Here is a 16,279-nt window from a genome sequence, read left to right as displayed (position 1 = left end):
CGCCAAGCTGCGGTTCCCGGACCCGGCGCCCTGCGGCAAGACCCCGATGACGGCGCGCGACCTGTCGAAGTCCTACGCAGGCCGCGCAGGGGCAGGTGCCCGCGCCGGACGGCCCCGCCGTCACCCACCGCCGACCGGCGGAGGCGGACCGCACGCCGCCGGCCGAGGAGTACGGCCACGACCGCACCGGCGCGGGTCACCCGGACGTTCCCCACCCGGCCGGGACGGACGCGACCGGGACGGGCGCCGTCACCACGGAAGCCGTCGGGGCGGGCGCCTCCGGGACGGACCGGACCGGGGCGCAGCCCGTCGGGACGGGCGGCGTGGCGTTCGTCCGGCTCCAGCAGCCGCCGACGGTCGAGGACCGGACCGTCCCCGTGCTGCGCGCGGCCCAGGAGGAGCTGCGGACCGCCGTCACCCGGCGCCCTTCGCCCTCCCGCCGGCTGCGTCGGATGCACCCGCAGACGGCCGGTGCGGGCCCGGCGCGGACGAACCGCGCGAGGGCCCGGCAGGCGACGGACCTCCCGACCGCCACCGGCGACGCCGGGGCCACCGGTGAGTCCGCTCCACCGGCGCCGGCCGCCGAAACGCCGCTGGGCATCCTGATCGGCGGCACCCCGAACCTGCCGGAGACCGCCGGCCGCCCCGAGGAACGGCCGGCCCTCCGGGCCTCGGCGGAACTGGTCCGCCTCGGTCGCGGGACCTGCCTGGTGATCCTGCCCGCGTGGCGGCCCGCCATCGCCGTCTCGGTACCGACCGAGCACCTGCTGGCGGCCACCGGGCTCGCCTACGAGCAGCTGGCCGACACGCCGCTCTCCGTCGTGATCAACCCCGGCGCCCTCCACGACCGGGAGCTGGAACTCCGGGACTGGCAGGCCGGTCCGACCGGGCGGCAGGGCCGACGCGGCGGGCGTCGACAGCCCTGACCGGACCCCCGCAGGCTCAGCTGACGACCGACCCGGCGTTCGGGACGTAGCCGAGGTCGACCGGCTCCGGTTCCCGCCGGTCGGCGAGCCAGCCCTCCCGCACGGCCGACAGCAGCTCGGGAAGCCGCGGCGGCCAGAGCGCGTCGGCGTTCTCGTCGGCGAGATCGGCCGGGGTCCACCAGCGCCAGTCGAGGATCATGTCGGCGGCGTGCATCGCGCTGACGTCACCGACGGGGCCCCGGTGCGGGCCGCTCGTGAGGTAGATGTGCTCGTGCTGGCGGACGGGAGTGCCGTGCCAGGTGAAGTCGTGCTCCCAGGTGCAGAGCAGCGGGCCGGGTTCGAGGTCGGTCCAGCCGGTCTCCTCCCACAGCTCGCGCCGCGCGCCCGTGTGCGGCGTCTCACCGGGCTCGATGCCGCCGCCCGGCATGGTCCAGTGCACGCCGACCTCGCTGTTGTCCGAGCGGAGGAGGAAGACCGAACCCTGCTCGTCCAGGACCACCGTACGGGCCGCGCGTCGCGGGGTCCTTCTCACGTTTCGCCACAGGTTTCGCATCGGGTCACTCTCGCAGCGGGCCCGGTCGGCCGTCGAGCGGATTGTCCGGTGCCGGCCCGACGCCGACCCCGCCCGGGACGAGCCCGTTCGGCCCGTCGACCGGGCGGCGGTGGGGTGTTGACGGGCCGACGAACAGTCGGCGCACGTAGCCTGGCGCCCATGCCCGCACCCGCGTTCCTCCTCCCGGCCGACCCGCTCGACCCGCGCCGCCCCGATCCGCACTTCGCCTGGGAGGCGCGGCTGCTGCGCGGGCTGGGCGGCGAGCACCATCTCGTCGACCACGACGCCCTGCTCGCCGGTGACGCCCGGGCGGCGGTGGGCCGGGTGCCCGGAGGCCTCGGCCCGTTCTGGTACCGGGGGTGGATGCTGCCCGCCGACCGCTACGCCACCTTCGCCACCGCCCTGGCCGAGCGCGGCGCCCATCTGCTGACCAGCCCGCCCGGGTACGCCTCGGCGCACGAACTTCCGGGCTGGTACCGCGTGTTCGAGGGAGCGACGCCGACCAGCGTCTGGCTGCCTGCCTCGGCGTCGGTGCCGCCGGGGCCCGAGCAGTTGGCGGCGGCCGTCGCACGGCTCGGCGGGCGCGGTCCGGCGATCGTCAAGGACTACGTGAAGTCACGCAAGCACGAGTGGCACGAAGCCTGCTACGTCCCCGAGTTGGCGGACCTTCCGGGGGTGGCCCGGGTGGTGGACCGGTTCGTGGAGCTGCAGGGCGAGTTCCTGGCCGGGGGCGTGGTGCTGCGGCGGTACGAGGAGTTCGCCCGGGCCTCGACGGACCGACCGGACGACCGGGATGACGGACCGTCGGGCGGGGGCGGCGACGGCGCGGATCCGGTCGGGGACGCGGGTGCCGTCGGGGACGCGGATGCGGACGGCCCGCGTGGCGGGGGCGGCAGGGGCCGCGCGGTGGAGGCCCGGGTGTGGTGGCTGGACGGAGAGCCCGTACTGGTCGGGCCGCACCCCGACACGCCCGGCTGCGCGGCCGACCCTGACCTCGACGTGGTCCGGCCCCTGGTGCGGGCCCTCGGCTGCCGTTTCGTCACCACCGACCTCGCCCACCGGGCCGACGGTTCCGGCTGGCGCGTGGTCGAGGTCGGTGACGGGCAGGTGAGCGACCTGCCCCGGGGGGTCGACGCGTCCGGGCTGCTGGTCGCGCTGCTCGCGGCCTGAGGACGGCGCGGACGCCGCCCGGACGCGGCCCCGCCCGGACCGGGCTGCAGGGCCCCGGTCCGGGCGATGGCCCTGCCGCCCGTCCGGACCGGACGGCTAGCCGACGGCCGTACCGGGCACCGGTGCCGGGCGGCCCTCCTGAAGGCCGTCTCGAAGGCCGTCGTGAAGGCCGTCGTGAAGGTCCTGCCCGTGGTGCCTGTCGGCGACGAACGCCTGCCAGAGCCGGGTGTACACGCCGCCGAGGGCGAGCAGCTCGGCGTGCGTGCCGTCCTCGACCACCCGGCCGTGGTCCAGCACGACGACCCGGTCGGCGCGTTCGGCGGTGGTCAGGCGGTGCGCGATGACGAGCGCGGTACGGCCGCCGCTGAGCCGGTCCGCGGCGTGGTTCACCGCGGCCTCGGTGGCCAGGTCGAGCGCCGCGGTCGCCTCGTCCAGCAGCAGGATGTCCGGACCGACCAACTCCGCCCGGGCCAGCGCGATCAGCTGGCGCTGCCCCGCCGAGAGGTTCCGTCCGCGGCCGGTGACCTCGTGGTCGTAGCCGTCCGTCAACCGGAGGATCATCTCGTGCGCGCCGACGGCCCGGGCCGCCGCCTCCACCTCGGACGCCGGGGCCGTGGGCCGGCCGTACGCGATCGCCTCGCGCACCGTCCCGGCGAAGAGGTACGCCTCCTGCGGCACCACGCCGAGCCGGTGGCGGTACTGCGCCAGGTCGTACCGGGTCAGGTCGACGCCGTCCACCCGGACCGTGCCGGCCGTCGCGTCGTAGAACCGGGCGACCAGCTTGACCAGGGTCGACTTGCCGGCCCCCGTCTCGCCGACGAGCGCCACCGTCTGGCCGGCGGGGATCCGCAGATTCACGCCGGAGAGGACGTCCGGGGCACCGTCCGCGCCGCCGTTGTAGGCGAAGCCGACGCCGTCGAACTCGATCTCGCCGCGGAGCCCGTCCGGGACCGGCACCGGGTCGGCCGCCTGCGCGGTGCTGGTCGGGGTGCGCAGCAGCTCGCGGATCCGGCCCAGGCCCACGGCCGCCTGCTGGTAGCCGTCGAACACCTGGGAGAGCTGGTTGACCGGCGCGAAGAAGAGGTCGATGTAGAGCAGGTACGCCACCAGGGCGCCGACGGTCAGCGTCCCGGACTCGACCCGCGACGCACCGACGATCAGCACCAGCGCGGCGGCCACGCTGGAGAGGAACTGGACGAACGGGAAGTACAGCGAGATGTAGAACTGGGCCCGCACCCGGGCCTCCCGGTAGGCCATGCCCCGGGCGACGAACCGGTCGGTGTTGGTGTCCAGCCGACGGAACGCCTGGACGATCCGCATGCCCGCCACGTTCTCCTGGAGATCAGCGTTGACGGTGCTGATCAGGTCCCGGGAGATCTCGTACTGGGCCTTGGACTTCCTGCGGAAGACCAGGGTCGCGACGATCAGCAGCGGCAGCACCGCGAAGACCACCAGGGCCAGCCCGGCGTCGATGACCAGCAGGGCGGCGAAGATGCCGAGGAACGTCAGCAGGCTGACCACGGCCGTGACCACGCCGGTCTGGAGGAACGAGGTGAGCGAGTCGAGGTCGGTGGTCATCCGGGTCATGATCCGGCCGGAGAGCTCGCGCTCGTAGTAGTCCAGGCCGAGCCGGTTGAGGTGGGCGAAGATCTTGAGCCGCAGGGTGTAGAGCACCCGCTCGCCGGTCCGGCCGCTGACCCGGCTCTCGGCGCCCTGGACCAGCCAGTCCAGCAGGACGATCGCCAGCGCGGTGAGTGCGGCGACCGCGACGCCGGACAGCATCGCCTTGCTGACGCCGTCGTCGATGCCGTGGCGGATCAGGATCGGCAGGACCAGCCCGGCCCCCGCGTCCAGGGTGACCAGCAGCAGGGCGAGGGCGAGCGGGGCGCGGAAGGGGCGGAGCAGGCGGCGGAGGGAGAAGTCCGGGTCGCCGGTCTCGGCCTCGCTCCGGGACACCGCCGGGGTGTCGGTGGCCGGCGGGAGGGCGGTGACCCGGGCCACCAGATCGGGGGCCGCGGTGCGGGCCGCCTTGGTCAGGGCCGGGGTGGGCATCGCGGGGGCCTCGGTCCGAGGCCGGCCGTCGGCGTCGGCGGCGGCGGCGGCGGGTACGGCTTCGGCTCGCGTCCCGGCCCCGGTCCGGGCCCCGGCGGGCTCAGCCACGGCGGCGGCGCCGGCGGCCTCGGCGGTCTGCGGTGCTCCGGGAGCCTCCGGTGCGGCGGTCGCGGTCGCGGTCGCGGACGCGGACCGGCCGGCCTCGGGGTTGGAGATCAGGGCTCGGTACTGGGGACATCGGGCGTCGAGTTCCTCGTGCGTCCCGATGTCCAGCAGACGGCCGTGCTCCAGGATCGCGATCCGGTCGGCCAGCTGGAGGGTGGAGCGTCGGTGGGCGATCAGCAGGGTGGTCCGGCCCGCCATCACCGAACGCAGCGCGTCGTGGATCTCGGCCTCGATCTGCGGATCGACCGCCGAGGTGGCGTCGTCCAGCAGCAGGATGCGCGGGTCGGTGAGGATCGCGCGGGCCAGGGCGATCCGCTGGCGCTGGCCGCCGGAGAGGGTGAGTCCCTGCTCGCCGACCTTGGTCTCGTAACCGGCGGGCAGCTGTCGGACGAACTCGTCCGCCTGGGCCGCCCGGGCGGCGGCCACGACCTGCTCGTCGGTGGCGTCCGGCCGGCCGTAGGCGATGTTGGTACGGACCGTCTCGGAGAAGAGGAAGCTCTCCTCGGGCACGATGCCGACGGCCGCCCGGACCGAGTCGAGCGTCAGGTCCCGCAGGTCGTGGCCGTAGAGGCGGACGGCGCCGGCCGCCGGGTCGTAGAACCTCGGCACCAGCTGCGCCACCGTGGACTTGCCGGAGCCCGACGCGCCGACCAGCGCCAGCGTCTCGCCGGGGGCGAGCCTGAGGCTGAGCCCGTGCAGGACGGGTGCCGGGTGCTCGGGGTCGTAACGGAACTCGACCCCGTCGAACTCCAGAGCCACGTCGGCGGCGCGGGGGCCGACGGCGGGCGGGCCGCCGGCCGTCCCTGCGACGGCGCTCCCGGGGGTGTCACCGGCGGGGGCGGCGGCCTCCGCGGTGAGGTCGAGGGTGACCGCGTCCGGCCGCTCGCGGACCAGCGGGCGCTCGTCGACCAGCTGGAGCACCCGCTCGACGCCCGCCCTGGCCTGCTGGCCGACCGTGATGACCATGGTCAGCATCCGCACCGGACCGGTCATCTGCGCCACGTACGTGGAGAAGGCGACGAACGTGCCGAGCGTGACACGGCCGTCGACCGCCAGCCAGCCGCCGAAGGCCAGCACGGCGACCTGGGCCAGCGCCGGGATCGCCTGCATCGCCGGGTTGTAGCGGCTGTTCAGTCGGATCGAGCGCAGCCGGGCCGCGAAGAGGCGGCGCGAGGCCGTCTCCAGCTTGTCCAGCTCCTGGGCCTCCTGCCCGAAGCCCTTGACCACCCGCACGCCGCCGATCGCCTCGTCGACCACGCCCGCGACGGCGGCCGCCTCCTGCTGGGCGGCCCAGGTGGACGGGAACAGCCGCTTCCGGCTGAGGACCGAGATCCACCAGAGCAACGGGCCCATCACCAGGGCGATCAGGGTGAGCGGAGGCGAGAGCCAGATCATCACGCCCAACGACATGACGAACATGACCAGGTAGCCGGTCATCATGGGCAGCATCGAGAGCAGCCCGTTGATCAGCTGGAGGTCGGAGGTGGCGCGGCCGACCACCTGCCCGGTGTCCAGCCGGTCCTGCCGGTGGCCGTCCAGCCGGCCGAGCGAGCGGAAGAGGTCGCTGCGCATGTCGTGCTGGACGTCCAGGGCCAGCTGCCCGCCGTAGTAGCGGCGCACCTGTGTGCAGCCGAACACCACGGCGGCGGCCAGCAGCAGGACGCCCGCCCACGGTGCCAGCGAGCGGGTGTGCGAAGTGATGACGTCGTCGATGATCAGCTTGGTGACCAGTGGCACCAGAGCGGTGACGGCCATGCCGACGAGCGAGGCGCCGAAGGCCAGCAGCACGCTGCGCCGCGACCGCCAGCAGTAGCCGAGCAGCCGTCGGAGCCAACCCTGCCCCTCGGCGCCCTCGGCGTCTTCCACGCCGGCGGGGCGGTCGGGACCGCCCGGTCCTTCGTCCGGGCCGGGGGCCGGGTTCGGCCCGGCGTTCCCGGTGCCGTTCGACGTGCTCGTGTCGCCCCGTGCGCCGCCGGTCGTGCCGGCCGCGCCCCGGGAGCCGGTTCGGGTGCCGCTCGGGGAAAGCTCCACCGTAGATCCGTGAGTCTCAGGCATATTTAGGGATGCTAACCATTCCGTCGGGTGGCCGCCATGGATTTCAGGCCGGGGCGAGCCGGGATTCCCGGCCCGGCGGAGGAACCAACAGCCCGCAACCTGCGGTGATTCCCGCGTCGGCCCGCCCTCCGCGCCCTCTACCAGGGTCGCCGACCGCGCGCGGAATGCCCACCTCCCGCCGACGCAGCGGGCGCACCGCCATTGGTCCTAGGGCTGTCGGCCGACCCCGACGACACGAGTCGGAGCTCAGTCCTGCGGCACGACGGTGTCGGCGGCGGGCGCGGCGGCGGCAACGGGAGCGGTGTCGGCGGTGGTGGTGGCGGCGGCGGTGTCGGCGGCGGTGGTCGTGGCGGCGGCGGCGGGCGTGTCCGCCGATGCGGGCGCGACGACGGCGGAATCGGCACTCTCGTGGCCGCCGGTGGCCGCGACGGCGCCTGCGGCGACCGCTCCGGCGGCGGCCGCGAAGGCGCCGTGCGCGAGGCTGTGCAGCAGCGCGGCCATCGCGTCGCGCTGGAGTCCGGCCCGCTCGTCCTGGGCGGGGTTCGGGCCGAGGCTGTGCGGGGTCGAGTTGATCAGCCCGAAGACGGCGTGCACGGCCGCGCGGGCGACCGGCTCCGCCGCCGGGGCCGCGAGCGACGGGTAGGCCTGGCGGACCACGTCCACCCAGAGTTCCACGTAGCCGCGCTGGAGCCGGCGGACCGTCCGGCGGTCCTCCGTCCGGAGGTTCAGCAGCTCCCGGTCGTGCAGGGTGATCAGGTCGCGGTCGTCGAGCGCGAAGTCCACGTGCCTGCCGATCAGCGCGTCCAGTGCCGCGGCCGGACCGTCACTGCCACCCGCTCGGCGGCGCCCTTCCTCAAGGAGTCGCTCGCTGATGCCGATCAGCAGGTCGGCGAGCATCGCGTCCTTGCCCGCGAAGTGCCGGTAGAGCCCGGGGCCGCTGATGCCGACGGCCCTGCCGATCTCGTCCACCCCGACACCGAGGAAGCCGCGGGCGGCGAACAGCCTCGCGGCCTCCTTCCGGATCTGGTCGCGGCGCGGGAGCCCTGAGGCGGATGGGGCGTTCGACATGAGGCCCATCGTAGACAGTGGGGTTATCGGTCGTTAACCTGGGCGACAGAAGTTAACGTTCATTAACGTGTGGGGGCCGCAGGCTCACCAGGCTCTGCCGGCCCACCTGCCACCGAGGGCAAGGGAGCTCTTGGAATGGTCATCTCCACCGCCGGAGCACCTGCCGGCGTCAACGGCAGCTCCGCGACCGGCACCCCGGCGACCGGCGCAGCCTTCGGGTCCGTCGCCCCTGGTGGCGCCGCACCGGCACCACGGCTGGACACCGCCGCCGACCCCGGGTCGGAGGCCTACCGGACCAACACCGCCGCCCACCGGGCGCTGGTCGCCGAGCTCCGCGAGAAGCTCGGCGCCGCCTCGCTCGGCGGAGGCGCCAAGGCCAGGGCCCGACACACCTCGCGCGGCAAGCTGCTCCCCCGCGACCGTGTGGACACCCTGCTCGACCCGGCCTCCCCCTTCCTCGAACTGGCCCCGCTGGCGGCCGACGGGATGTACGACGGCGCCGCACCGGCCGCCGGGGTGATCGCGGGCATCGGCCGGGTCGCCGGACGGGAGGTCGTCGTGGTCGCCAACGACGCCACCGTCAAGGGCGGCACCTACTACCCGATGACGGTCAAGAAGCACCTGCGCGCGCAGGAGGTCGCGCTGGAGAACCGGCTCCCCTGCATCTATCTGGTCGACTCCGGCGGTGCCTTCCTCCCGATGCAGGACGAGGTCTTCCCGGACCGCGACCACTTCGGCCGGATCTTCTACAACCAGGCCCGCCTCTCGGCGGCCGGGATCCCGCAGATCGCCGCCGTGCTCGGCTCGTGCACGGCGGGCGGCGCGTACGTCCCGGCGATGAGCGACCAGGCCGTCATCGTCCGCAACCAGGGCACGATCTTCCTCGGCGGGCCGCCGCTGGTGAAGGCCGCGACCGGCGAGGTGGTGACCGCCGAGGAGCTGGGCGGCGGCGACCTGCACTCCCGGACCTCCGGCGTCACGGACCACCTCGCCGAGGACGACGCCCACGCCCTCTCGATCGTCCGCACCATCGTCGCGGGACTCGGGCCGCGCGCGGCCCGGCCGTGGCCGCTCGCCCCGGCCGAACCGCCGGCCGTCGACCCGGCCGGCCTGTACGGGGCCGTGCCGGTCGACCCGCGCACGCCCTACGACGTGCGCGAGGTGATCGCGCGGCTCGTCGACGGCAGCCGGTTCGCCGAGTTCAAGGCCGAGTACGGCGCGACCCTGGTGACCGGCTTCGCCCGGATCCACGGCCACCCGGTCGGCATCGTCGCCAACAACGGCGTGCTGTTCGCCGAGTCCGCCCTCAAGGGCGCCCACTTCATCGAGCTGTGCGACCAGCGGGGCATCCCCCTCCTCTTCCTGCAGAACATCACCGGGTTCATGGTCGGCCGGCAGTACGAGGCGGGCGGCATCGCCAAGCACGGCGCCAAGATGGTCAACGCCGTCGCCTGCACCCGCGTCCCGAAGCTGACGGTGGTGATCGGCGGCTCGTACGGAGCCGGCAACTACTCGATGTGCGGCCGGGCGTACTCACCCCGCTTCCTGTGGATGTGGCCGGGCGCCAAGATCTCCGTGATGGGGGGCGAGCAGGCCGCTTCGGTGCTGGCCACCGTCCGCCGTGACCAGCTGGAGGCGCACGGCGAGGAGTGGCCGGCCGAGGCGGAGGACGAGTTCAAGCGCCCCGTCCGCGAGCAGTACGACCGCCAGGGCAACGCCTACTACGCCACCGCCCGGCTCTGGGACGACGGAGTGATCGACCCGATGGACACCCGGACCGTCCTCGGCCTGGCCCTGACGGCCTGCGCCAACGCCCCGCTGCCGCCGCCCGGCCCGTTCGGCGTCTTCCGCATGTAGGTCGTCCGCCGAAGGCCCTCCACCGGCGGGCCTTCGGCAGGCGGCCCCGTGCGCGGACGCGCGGGCCGTCGACCCGCCGGACGCCCCCGTCCGACGGCCGACGGCGCCGCAGCGCCGCCACCGCGGTCCGACCGCCACTCCCGCTCGACCACCTCCTCACGTACGGCTCCCCCTCGACCCGGAGGAACGCCTCCCATGTTCGACACAGTTCTGGTCGCCAACCGCGGCGAGATCGCCGTCCGGGTGATCCGCACCCTGCGGCGTCTCGGCGTGCGCTCGGTCGCCGTGTTCAGCGACGCCGACGCGGACGCCCCGCACGTCCGCGAGGCCGACGTCGCGGTCCGGCTCGGCCCTGCCGACCGCAGCGACAGCTCGGCCGCCGAAACCTACCTGCGGACCGACCAGATCCTCGCCGCCGCCCGCCGGACCGGCGCCCAGGCCGTCCACCCCGGCTACGGCTTCCTCGCCGAGAACGCCTCCTTCGCCCGCGCCTGCGCAGAAGCGGGCCTCGTCTTCATCGGTCCTCCTCCCGCCGCGGTCGAGCTGATGGGTGACAAGATCAACGCCAAGGAGGCCGTACGGGCCGCCGGCGTGCCGGTGGTGCCCGGCAGCCGTGCCACCGCGCCCAGCGACGACGCACTCGTCGCGGCCGCCGACGAGATCGGCTACCCGGTCCTGCTGAAGCCGTCCGCCGGTGGCGGCGGCAAGGGCATGCGGCTGGTCCGCGACCCGGCCGACCTGCCCTCCGAGATCGCCGCCGCCCGGCGCGTCGCCCGCACCGCCTTCGGCGACGACACCCTGCTGCTGGAGCGCTGGATCGACCGGCCGCGCCACATCGAGGTCCAGGTGCTCGCCGACGCCCACGGCACCACCGTCCACCTCGGCGAACGCGAGTGCAGCCTTCAGCGCCGCCACCAGAAGCTGATCGAAGAGGCTCCCTCCGTCCTGCTCAATGCCGAGACCCGCGCCGCGATGGGCGCCGCCGCCGTCCGGGCCGCCGAGTCCTGCGGCTACACCGGCGCCGGCACCGTGGAGTTCATCGTCCCCGGCGTCGACCCGGACTCCCCCACCCCCACCGAGGGGGTGCGGGACTTCTTCTTCATGGAGATGAACACCCGCCTCCAGGTGGAACACCCCGTCACCGAGCTGGCCGTCTCCGTGGCCGGCTCGCGCTCCCGGGGTTCGTCTGCGTCAGGTTCGACCGCGGGTGATCCGGACACGGACGGTCGGGACGCCGACGATCCGGCCGTCACCGACCCGGGAGCGGACCGGCCCCGGCGGCTCGACCTGGTCGAGTGGCAGCTGCGGATCGCCGCGGACGAACACCTCGCCTTCACCCAGTCCGACATCTCCTTCCTGGGCCACGCCATCGAGGCCCGGATCTGCGCCGAGGACCCGGAACGGGACTTCCTGCCCACCGGCGGACGCATCCTGCTCCTCGACGAACCACGGGGCGAAGGCATCCGGGTGGACTCCGGGGTCGCCCCGGGGACCGTCATCACCAGCTCCTACGACCCCATGCTCGCCAAGGTCATCGCCTACGGACCCGACCGGCCGACCGCGCTGCGGCGCCTCCGCGCCGCACTGGCCGACACCCGGATCCTCGGCGTCACCACCAACACCGGCTTCCTGCGGCGACTGCTCGCCCACCCCGAGGTCGCCGCCGGACGGCTCGACACCGGCCTGGTGGAGCAGACCGCGCAGCAGCAGCCCGGGCTGCTCGCCTCGCCCTACTCCCCGGCCGCCGCGCCCGCACCGGACACCGACGCCCCGGAAGCCCCGGACTCCGGAGCCCCGGAAGACGCGGCACCCGACGCGCTGCCGCCCGGGTCACCGACACCCGCCCACCTCCTCTACTACGCCGCCGCGCTCGCACGGCACCTGGACCTGACCCCCGCCGCCGACCACGACGGCTGGACCGATCCCTTCTCCCTTCCCTCCGGCTGGCGCCTGGGCGGCGCCCCCGCCTGGACCACCCACCGACTCCGTACCCCCGGCCAGGACCCGGTGTCGGTGCGCATCCGTTCGATCACTGCGGGCAACGTATCCGAGGCCACCGACAATCCGCCCGGCGTCGCCCCCGAGGTGGAGATCCGGCTCGGCGCCGGGCCGGTCCACCGCGCCCGGGCCACCCGGTCCGGCGACCGGCTCCGCCTCACCGTGGACGGCCTGCGGACGACCTTCGCGCTGGCCGCCGACCGGTCCCCCGGCACCGCGGCCGGTCCGGTGACGTGGCTCGGGATCGACGGCGACGCCTGGCCGGTGCACGGCCACGACGCCGTCGGCGGGAACGCCGCCGCCGGCGCGGCACACCACGGCGCCCTGACCGCACCGATGCCCGGCACCGTCACGGTCGTGAAGACCACGGCCGGCGAGACCGTCCGCAAGGGCCAGCCCCTGCTCGTCCTGGAGGCCATGAAGATGGAACACGTGATCGCCGCCCCGCACGACGGGACGGTGAGCGAGCTGCGGGCCACCGCGGGCGCCACCGTCGCGATGGAGGAACTGCTGGTCGTGGTCACCCCCGCCGAGGCCGCACCGGCCCCCGCCGGGGGCGCCGGAGCCGAGGTGCGGCCGTGACCGCCGCCACCCCCGCGCACGAGCCCGACGCGCTCGACCTGGGCCTGCCGGCCCCGGTCCCGGCGCCCGGCCTGCCCGCGGAGGTCCGGATCCACGAGGTCGGACCGCGTGACGGGCTGCAGAACGAGAGCGCCCTCGTCCCGGTCGAGGTCAAGGCCGAGTTCATCGCCCGGCTCGCCGACGCCGGCCTGCGGACCGTCGAGGCCACCAGCTTCGTTCACCCGAAGTGGGTACCCCAGCTCGCCGACGCCGAGGAGCTGATGCCCAGGCTCGCCGGTCTGCCGAGCGGGCGTCCCGGGCTGCGCCTGCCGGTCCTGGTGCCCAACGAGCGCGGGCTGGACCGTGCACTGGCCCACCACGCCGAGGACGTCGCGGTCTTCGCCAGCGCCACCGAGACGTTCGCCCGACGCAACCTCAACCGGTCGGCGGACGAGGCGATGGAGATGTTCCGGCCCGTGGTGGAGCGCGCCACGGCCGCCGGGGTCCGGGTCCGCGGCTACCTGTCGATGTGCTTCGGCGACCCCTGGGAGGGCCCGGTCCCGCCCGCCCAGGTGATCGGTTTCGGGGTGCGGCTGCTGGAGATGGGCTGCACCGAGCTGAGCCTCGGCGACACCATCGGCGTGGCCACCCCGGGCCAGGTCACCGCCCTGCTGGACGGGTTCGCCGAGGCGGGGGTGCCGGTGGGACGGCTCGCGGTGCACTTCCACGACACCTACGGCCAGGCGCTCAGCAACACGCTGGCCGCGCTGCGCTCCGGGATCACGGTGGTCGACGCCTCGGCGGGCGGCCTGGGCGGCTGCCCGTACGCCAAGAGCGCCACCGGGAACCTGGCCACCGAGGACCTGGTGTGGATGCTGCACGGACTCGGCATCCGCACCGGTGTCGACCTCCGCGCCCTGGTCGCCACCAGCGGCTGGATGGCGAGACGGCTCGGTCGCCCGAGCCCGTCCCGGACGGTCCGGGCCCTGCTGGGCCCCGGCGCCGGACAGGACTGACGCCGGCGGGGGTCCCCGGACGCCCATCCGCTCGTCCGGGCCCCGCCCTTCCCCCCTCATCACACCGCGCGTCCGCCACACCATCGAACGGACGGCGGTCGTCCCGATCAAGCCCGCGCCCACCCGGCGGGGCCTCAGGAGGATCACCATGCTCGACCACCGGTTGAACACCGAGCACGAGGAACTGCGGCGCACCGTGGCCGAATTCGCCCAGGACGTGGTCGCCCCGAAGATCGGCGAGTACTACGAGCAGGGCGAGTTCCCCTACGAGATCGTCCGGGAGATGGGACGGATGGGCCTGTTCGGCCTGCCCTTCCCCGAGGAGTACGGCGGCATGGGCGGCGACTACTTCGCGCTCTGCCTGACGCTGGAGGAGCTCGCCCGGGTCGACTCCTCGGTCGCCATCACCCTGGAGGCGGCGGTCTCGCTCGGAGCGATGCCGATCTACCGCTTCGGGACGGAGGAGCAGAAGCGCGAGTGGCTGCCCCGCCTGACCTCCGGCGAGCTGCTCGGCGCGTTCGGACTGACCGAGCCCGAGGGCGGTTCCGACGCGGGCGCCACCCGCACCACCGCCCGGTACGACGAGGCCACCGACGAGTGGGTGATCAACGGCACCAAGTGCTTCATCACCAACTCCGGCACCGACATCACCGGTCTGGTCACCGTCACCGCGCTCACCGAACCGCTCGCTCGTTCGAGTGAAGGGGGCGAATTCTCCTCGCCACGGCGCGAGATCTCCTCCATCATCGTGCCCAGCGGCACCCCCGGGTTCCAGGTGTCGAAGAAGTACTCGAAGGTCGGATGGAACGCATCCGACACCCGCGAACTGTCCTTTACCGACTGCCGCGTCCCCGCGGCCAACCTGCTGGGTGAGCGCGGCCGCGGCTACGCCCAGTTCCTGCGGATCCTCGACGAGGGCCGCATCGCGATCGCCGCCCTGGCCACCGGCCTGGCCCAGGGCTGCGTCGACCAGTCCGTCTCCTACGCCGGTACGCGCCGGGCCTTCGGCCGGACGATCGGCACCAACCAGGCGATCCAGTTCAAGCTCGCCGACATGGAGCTGCGCGCCCACACCTCCCGCCTCGCCTGGCGGGACGCCGCGTCCCGGCTGCTGCACTCGGAACCGTTCAAGAAGGAGGCCGCGATCGCCAAGCTGTACTCGTCGGAGGCCGCCGTCGACAACGCCCGCGAGGCGACCCAGATCCACGGCGGGTACGGCTTCATGAACGAGTTCCCGGTCGCCCGCTTCTGGCGCGACTGCAAGATCCTTGAAATCGGCGAGGGCACCTCGGAGGTCCAGCGCATGCTCATCGCCCGCGAGCTCGGCGTCTCCTGAGAGAGCCCCCGCAAGCCCTGTCCGCACACGACGACACGTCCCCGTCCGTCGATCCTCCCGCCCCGTCCGCCGCGCACCGGCCGGCCGGTGGGCGGGGCCGGAGGGTCACGGGAGGGGCGGCCCGACCGCACCGCGGTCGCCGACGTCGATCTGCTCGTACCGGGTGAGCGCGAGTTCGAACGCCGTCGGTTCGACCTTCACCGTGCCGTCGAACGGGCCGCTGAGCTGGAACACCAGACCGACCGCGAACGCCACCGCGGCGCCCATGAACCCCATCAGCACCAGATTGCGCCCGCCGGCGGTCAGTCCGATCAGCGGCGGCACGGCCAGCACGACCACCGCTCCCACCACCAGACCCCACAACTCCAGTGTCGGCGCCCGCGAGCCGACGTCGGCCAGCCGGGCCGTCCGCCGTGCGTAGGCATCCTCCAGCCCTCTCAACGTGTCCGCCTTGGCACCGAGTTCGACCGGGTCCTCGGTCCGTACCGCGTCCGCCGCGACCCGGACCCGGTCGAGCGACACCCACGCCTCGGCACTGCCGTGCCCCTGCCCCAGCTGCACCCACTCCTCGTCGATCACCTGCCGGGTGTACGCCCGCAGCCGCTGCCGCACCACCGGACGGTCCGGTCCCGGCAGCAGCCGCGCGGACCAGTACACCTCGGTGAGCGCGCGGGACTCCTCGTAGGTGTGCCGACGCGCGTCGCTGAGCTCCTGCCAGGCGCCGGCGACGGCGAAGCCCGTGAAGAGGGCGAAGAACCCGAGCACGGCCGCACTCACGAAGCCGACCGCGGACGAGTTCCCCTCGTCGTCCGGGGAGGAGCGAACCCGCCCGATGCCGAGACCGATCACTACGGCGAGAGCCGCACCGGCCAGCACCGCGACGACGTTGACCCACATCTACGGGATCTCCCTCAGAGGTTCATGATCCACTACGGCCTCCGGGGCCACCACCGGGGCGCTTGCGCACCATCGTGGCGGCGGCCAGGACCACAAGGACCGGAAGCATGATCGCCAACAGCAGCATCAGCACTTCGCCGGTGCCCCATCCGTTCTCCCAGTCGAACGGCGAGCCTTCCGGCCCCTGGGCGGCCGCAGCCACTCCTCCACCCGGATTGCCGGAACCCACGCCCGTGTCGCCCGCACCGGGGTTCCGGGCGTCGGCGCCCGCGCCACCCGCCCCACCATTCGCGGCACCACCCGGGGCACCCGCCTCGCCGCTCCCGGCCGCGCCTGCCGCCCCGGCCGCCGCCGGGGCGGGCACGGCCTGGAAGGGGCTCGCCGGAAGTCCGAAGAGCGCGGTACCCGGACGGAAGGGCACTGCCGACCCGGTTGCCGCCGCCACGGCAGCGGCAGCGGCAGCAGCAGCGGCGGCCTGGGCAGCGGCGCTCTGGCCGGCGGCAGCGGCCGCCGCAGCTGCTGCCGCTGCCGCATCCGTGGCCGCGGCAACCGCGGCGGCCGAGCCCATCCGACCGGGTACCGCCCACATCGGACATCCGGCGACCCCCAACCACGCCCTGCCCCC

The 16,279-nt window shown here is 74.3% G+C and carries 9 protein-coding genes and 1 pseudogene; 6 read left to right on the top strand and 4 right to left on the bottom strand.

Features of this window, described 5'->3' with window-relative positions; genetic code table 11:
• Window positions 1-95 precede the first annotated feature (95 nt).
• Window positions 96-926 (top strand): hypothetical protein, encoded by an 831-nt coding sequence (locus tag ABZY91_RS38095; RefSeq protein WP_355408351.1) that lies wholly within the window; start codon window positions 96-98, stop codon window positions 924-926.
• Window positions 927-942: 16 nt separating this feature from the next.
• Here the strand turns inward: ABZY91_RS38095 and ABZY91_RS38090 are convergent, their stop codons facing one another.
• A complete protein-coding gene (locus ABZY91_RS38090; RefSeq protein ID WP_329951063.1) occupies window positions 943-1,458 on the bottom strand; it encodes an NUDIX domain-containing protein in 516 nt (171 codons plus the stop codon).
• A 180-nt stretch (window positions 1,459-1,638) separates the two neighbouring features.
• Here ABZY91_RS38090 and ABZY91_RS38085 point away from each other — a divergent pair, with 180 nt between their 5' ends.
• On the top strand, window positions 1,639-2,649 hold the full coding sequence (locus ABZY91_RS38085) for an ATP-grasp domain-containing protein (protein ID WP_355408349.1): 1,011 nt from the start codon (window positions 1,639-1,641) through the stop codon (window positions 2,647-2,649).
• 96 nt (window positions 2,650-2,745) lie between these two features.
• Here ABZY91_RS38085 and ABZY91_RS38080 read toward each other — a convergent pair whose 3' ends face one another.
• Both ABZY91_RS38080 and ABZY91_RS38075 read right to left on the bottom strand, forming a co-directional pair.
• Window positions 2,746-6,732 (bottom strand): ABC transporter ATP-binding protein, encoded by a 3,987-nt coding sequence (locus ABZY91_RS38080; protein ID WP_355408347.1) that lies wholly within the window; start codon window positions 6,730-6,732, stop codon window positions 2,746-2,748.
• Window positions 6,733-7,365: 633 nt separating this feature from the next.
• Window positions 7,366-7,998 (bottom strand): annotated as a pseudogene (locus tag ABZY91_RS38075) (TetR/AcrR family transcriptional regulator); the annotation flags it as partial.
• A 126-nt stretch (window positions 7,999-8,124) separates the two neighbouring features.
• On the opposite strand from ABZY91_RS38075, the gene ABZY91_RS38070 reads away from it, so the two are divergent.
• The 4 genes from ABZY91_RS38070 (at window position 8,125) to ABZY91_RS38055 (ending at window position 14,757) form a co-directional block, all read left to right on the top strand.
• Window positions 8,125-9,846 (top strand): carboxyl transferase domain-containing protein, encoded by a 1,722-nt coding sequence (locus ABZY91_RS38070; RefSeq protein ID WP_329883730.1) that lies wholly within the window; start codon window positions 8,125-8,127, stop codon window positions 9,844-9,846.
• Between the two features lie 195 nt (window positions 9,847-10,041).
• Window positions 10,042-12,426 (top strand): biotin carboxylase N-terminal domain-containing protein, encoded by a 2,385-nt coding sequence (locus ABZY91_RS38065; RefSeq protein WP_355408345.1) that lies wholly within the window; start codon window positions 10,042-10,044, stop codon window positions 12,424-12,426.
• Window positions 12,423-13,421, top strand: a complete 999-nt coding sequence (locus ABZY91_RS38060; RefSeq protein ID WP_355408343.1) for a hydroxymethylglutaryl-CoA lyase — start codon at window positions 12,423-12,425, stop codon at window positions 13,419-13,421. The genes ABZY91_RS38065 and ABZY91_RS38060 overlap by 4 nt, the downstream gene beginning before the upstream one ends.
• 148 nt (window positions 13,422-13,569) lie before the next feature.
• On the top strand, window positions 13,570-14,757 hold the full coding sequence (locus ABZY91_RS38055; RefSeq protein WP_329883726.1) for an acyl-CoA dehydrogenase family protein: 1,188 nt from the start codon (window positions 13,570-13,572) through the stop codon (window positions 14,755-14,757).
• Window positions 14,758-14,862: 105 nt separating this feature from the next.
• Here the strand turns inward: ABZY91_RS38055 and ABZY91_RS38050 are convergent, their stop codons facing one another.
• Window positions 14,863-15,654 carry a hypothetical protein gene (locus ABZY91_RS38050; RefSeq protein WP_355408341.1) on the bottom strand — a complete coding sequence of 264 codons (792 nt, stop codon included), beginning with the start codon at window positions 15,652-15,654 and terminating at the stop codon, window positions 14,863-14,865.
• Between the last annotated feature and the right edge of the window lie 625 nt (window positions 15,655-16,279).

This window comes from Kitasatospora sp. NPDC002965, from assembly GCF_040611255.1.
GTDB lineage: Bacteria > Actinomycetota > Actinomycetes > Streptomycetales > Streptomycetaceae > Kitasatospora.
This window is presented reverse-complemented; position numbering and strand designations above follow the sequence as displayed.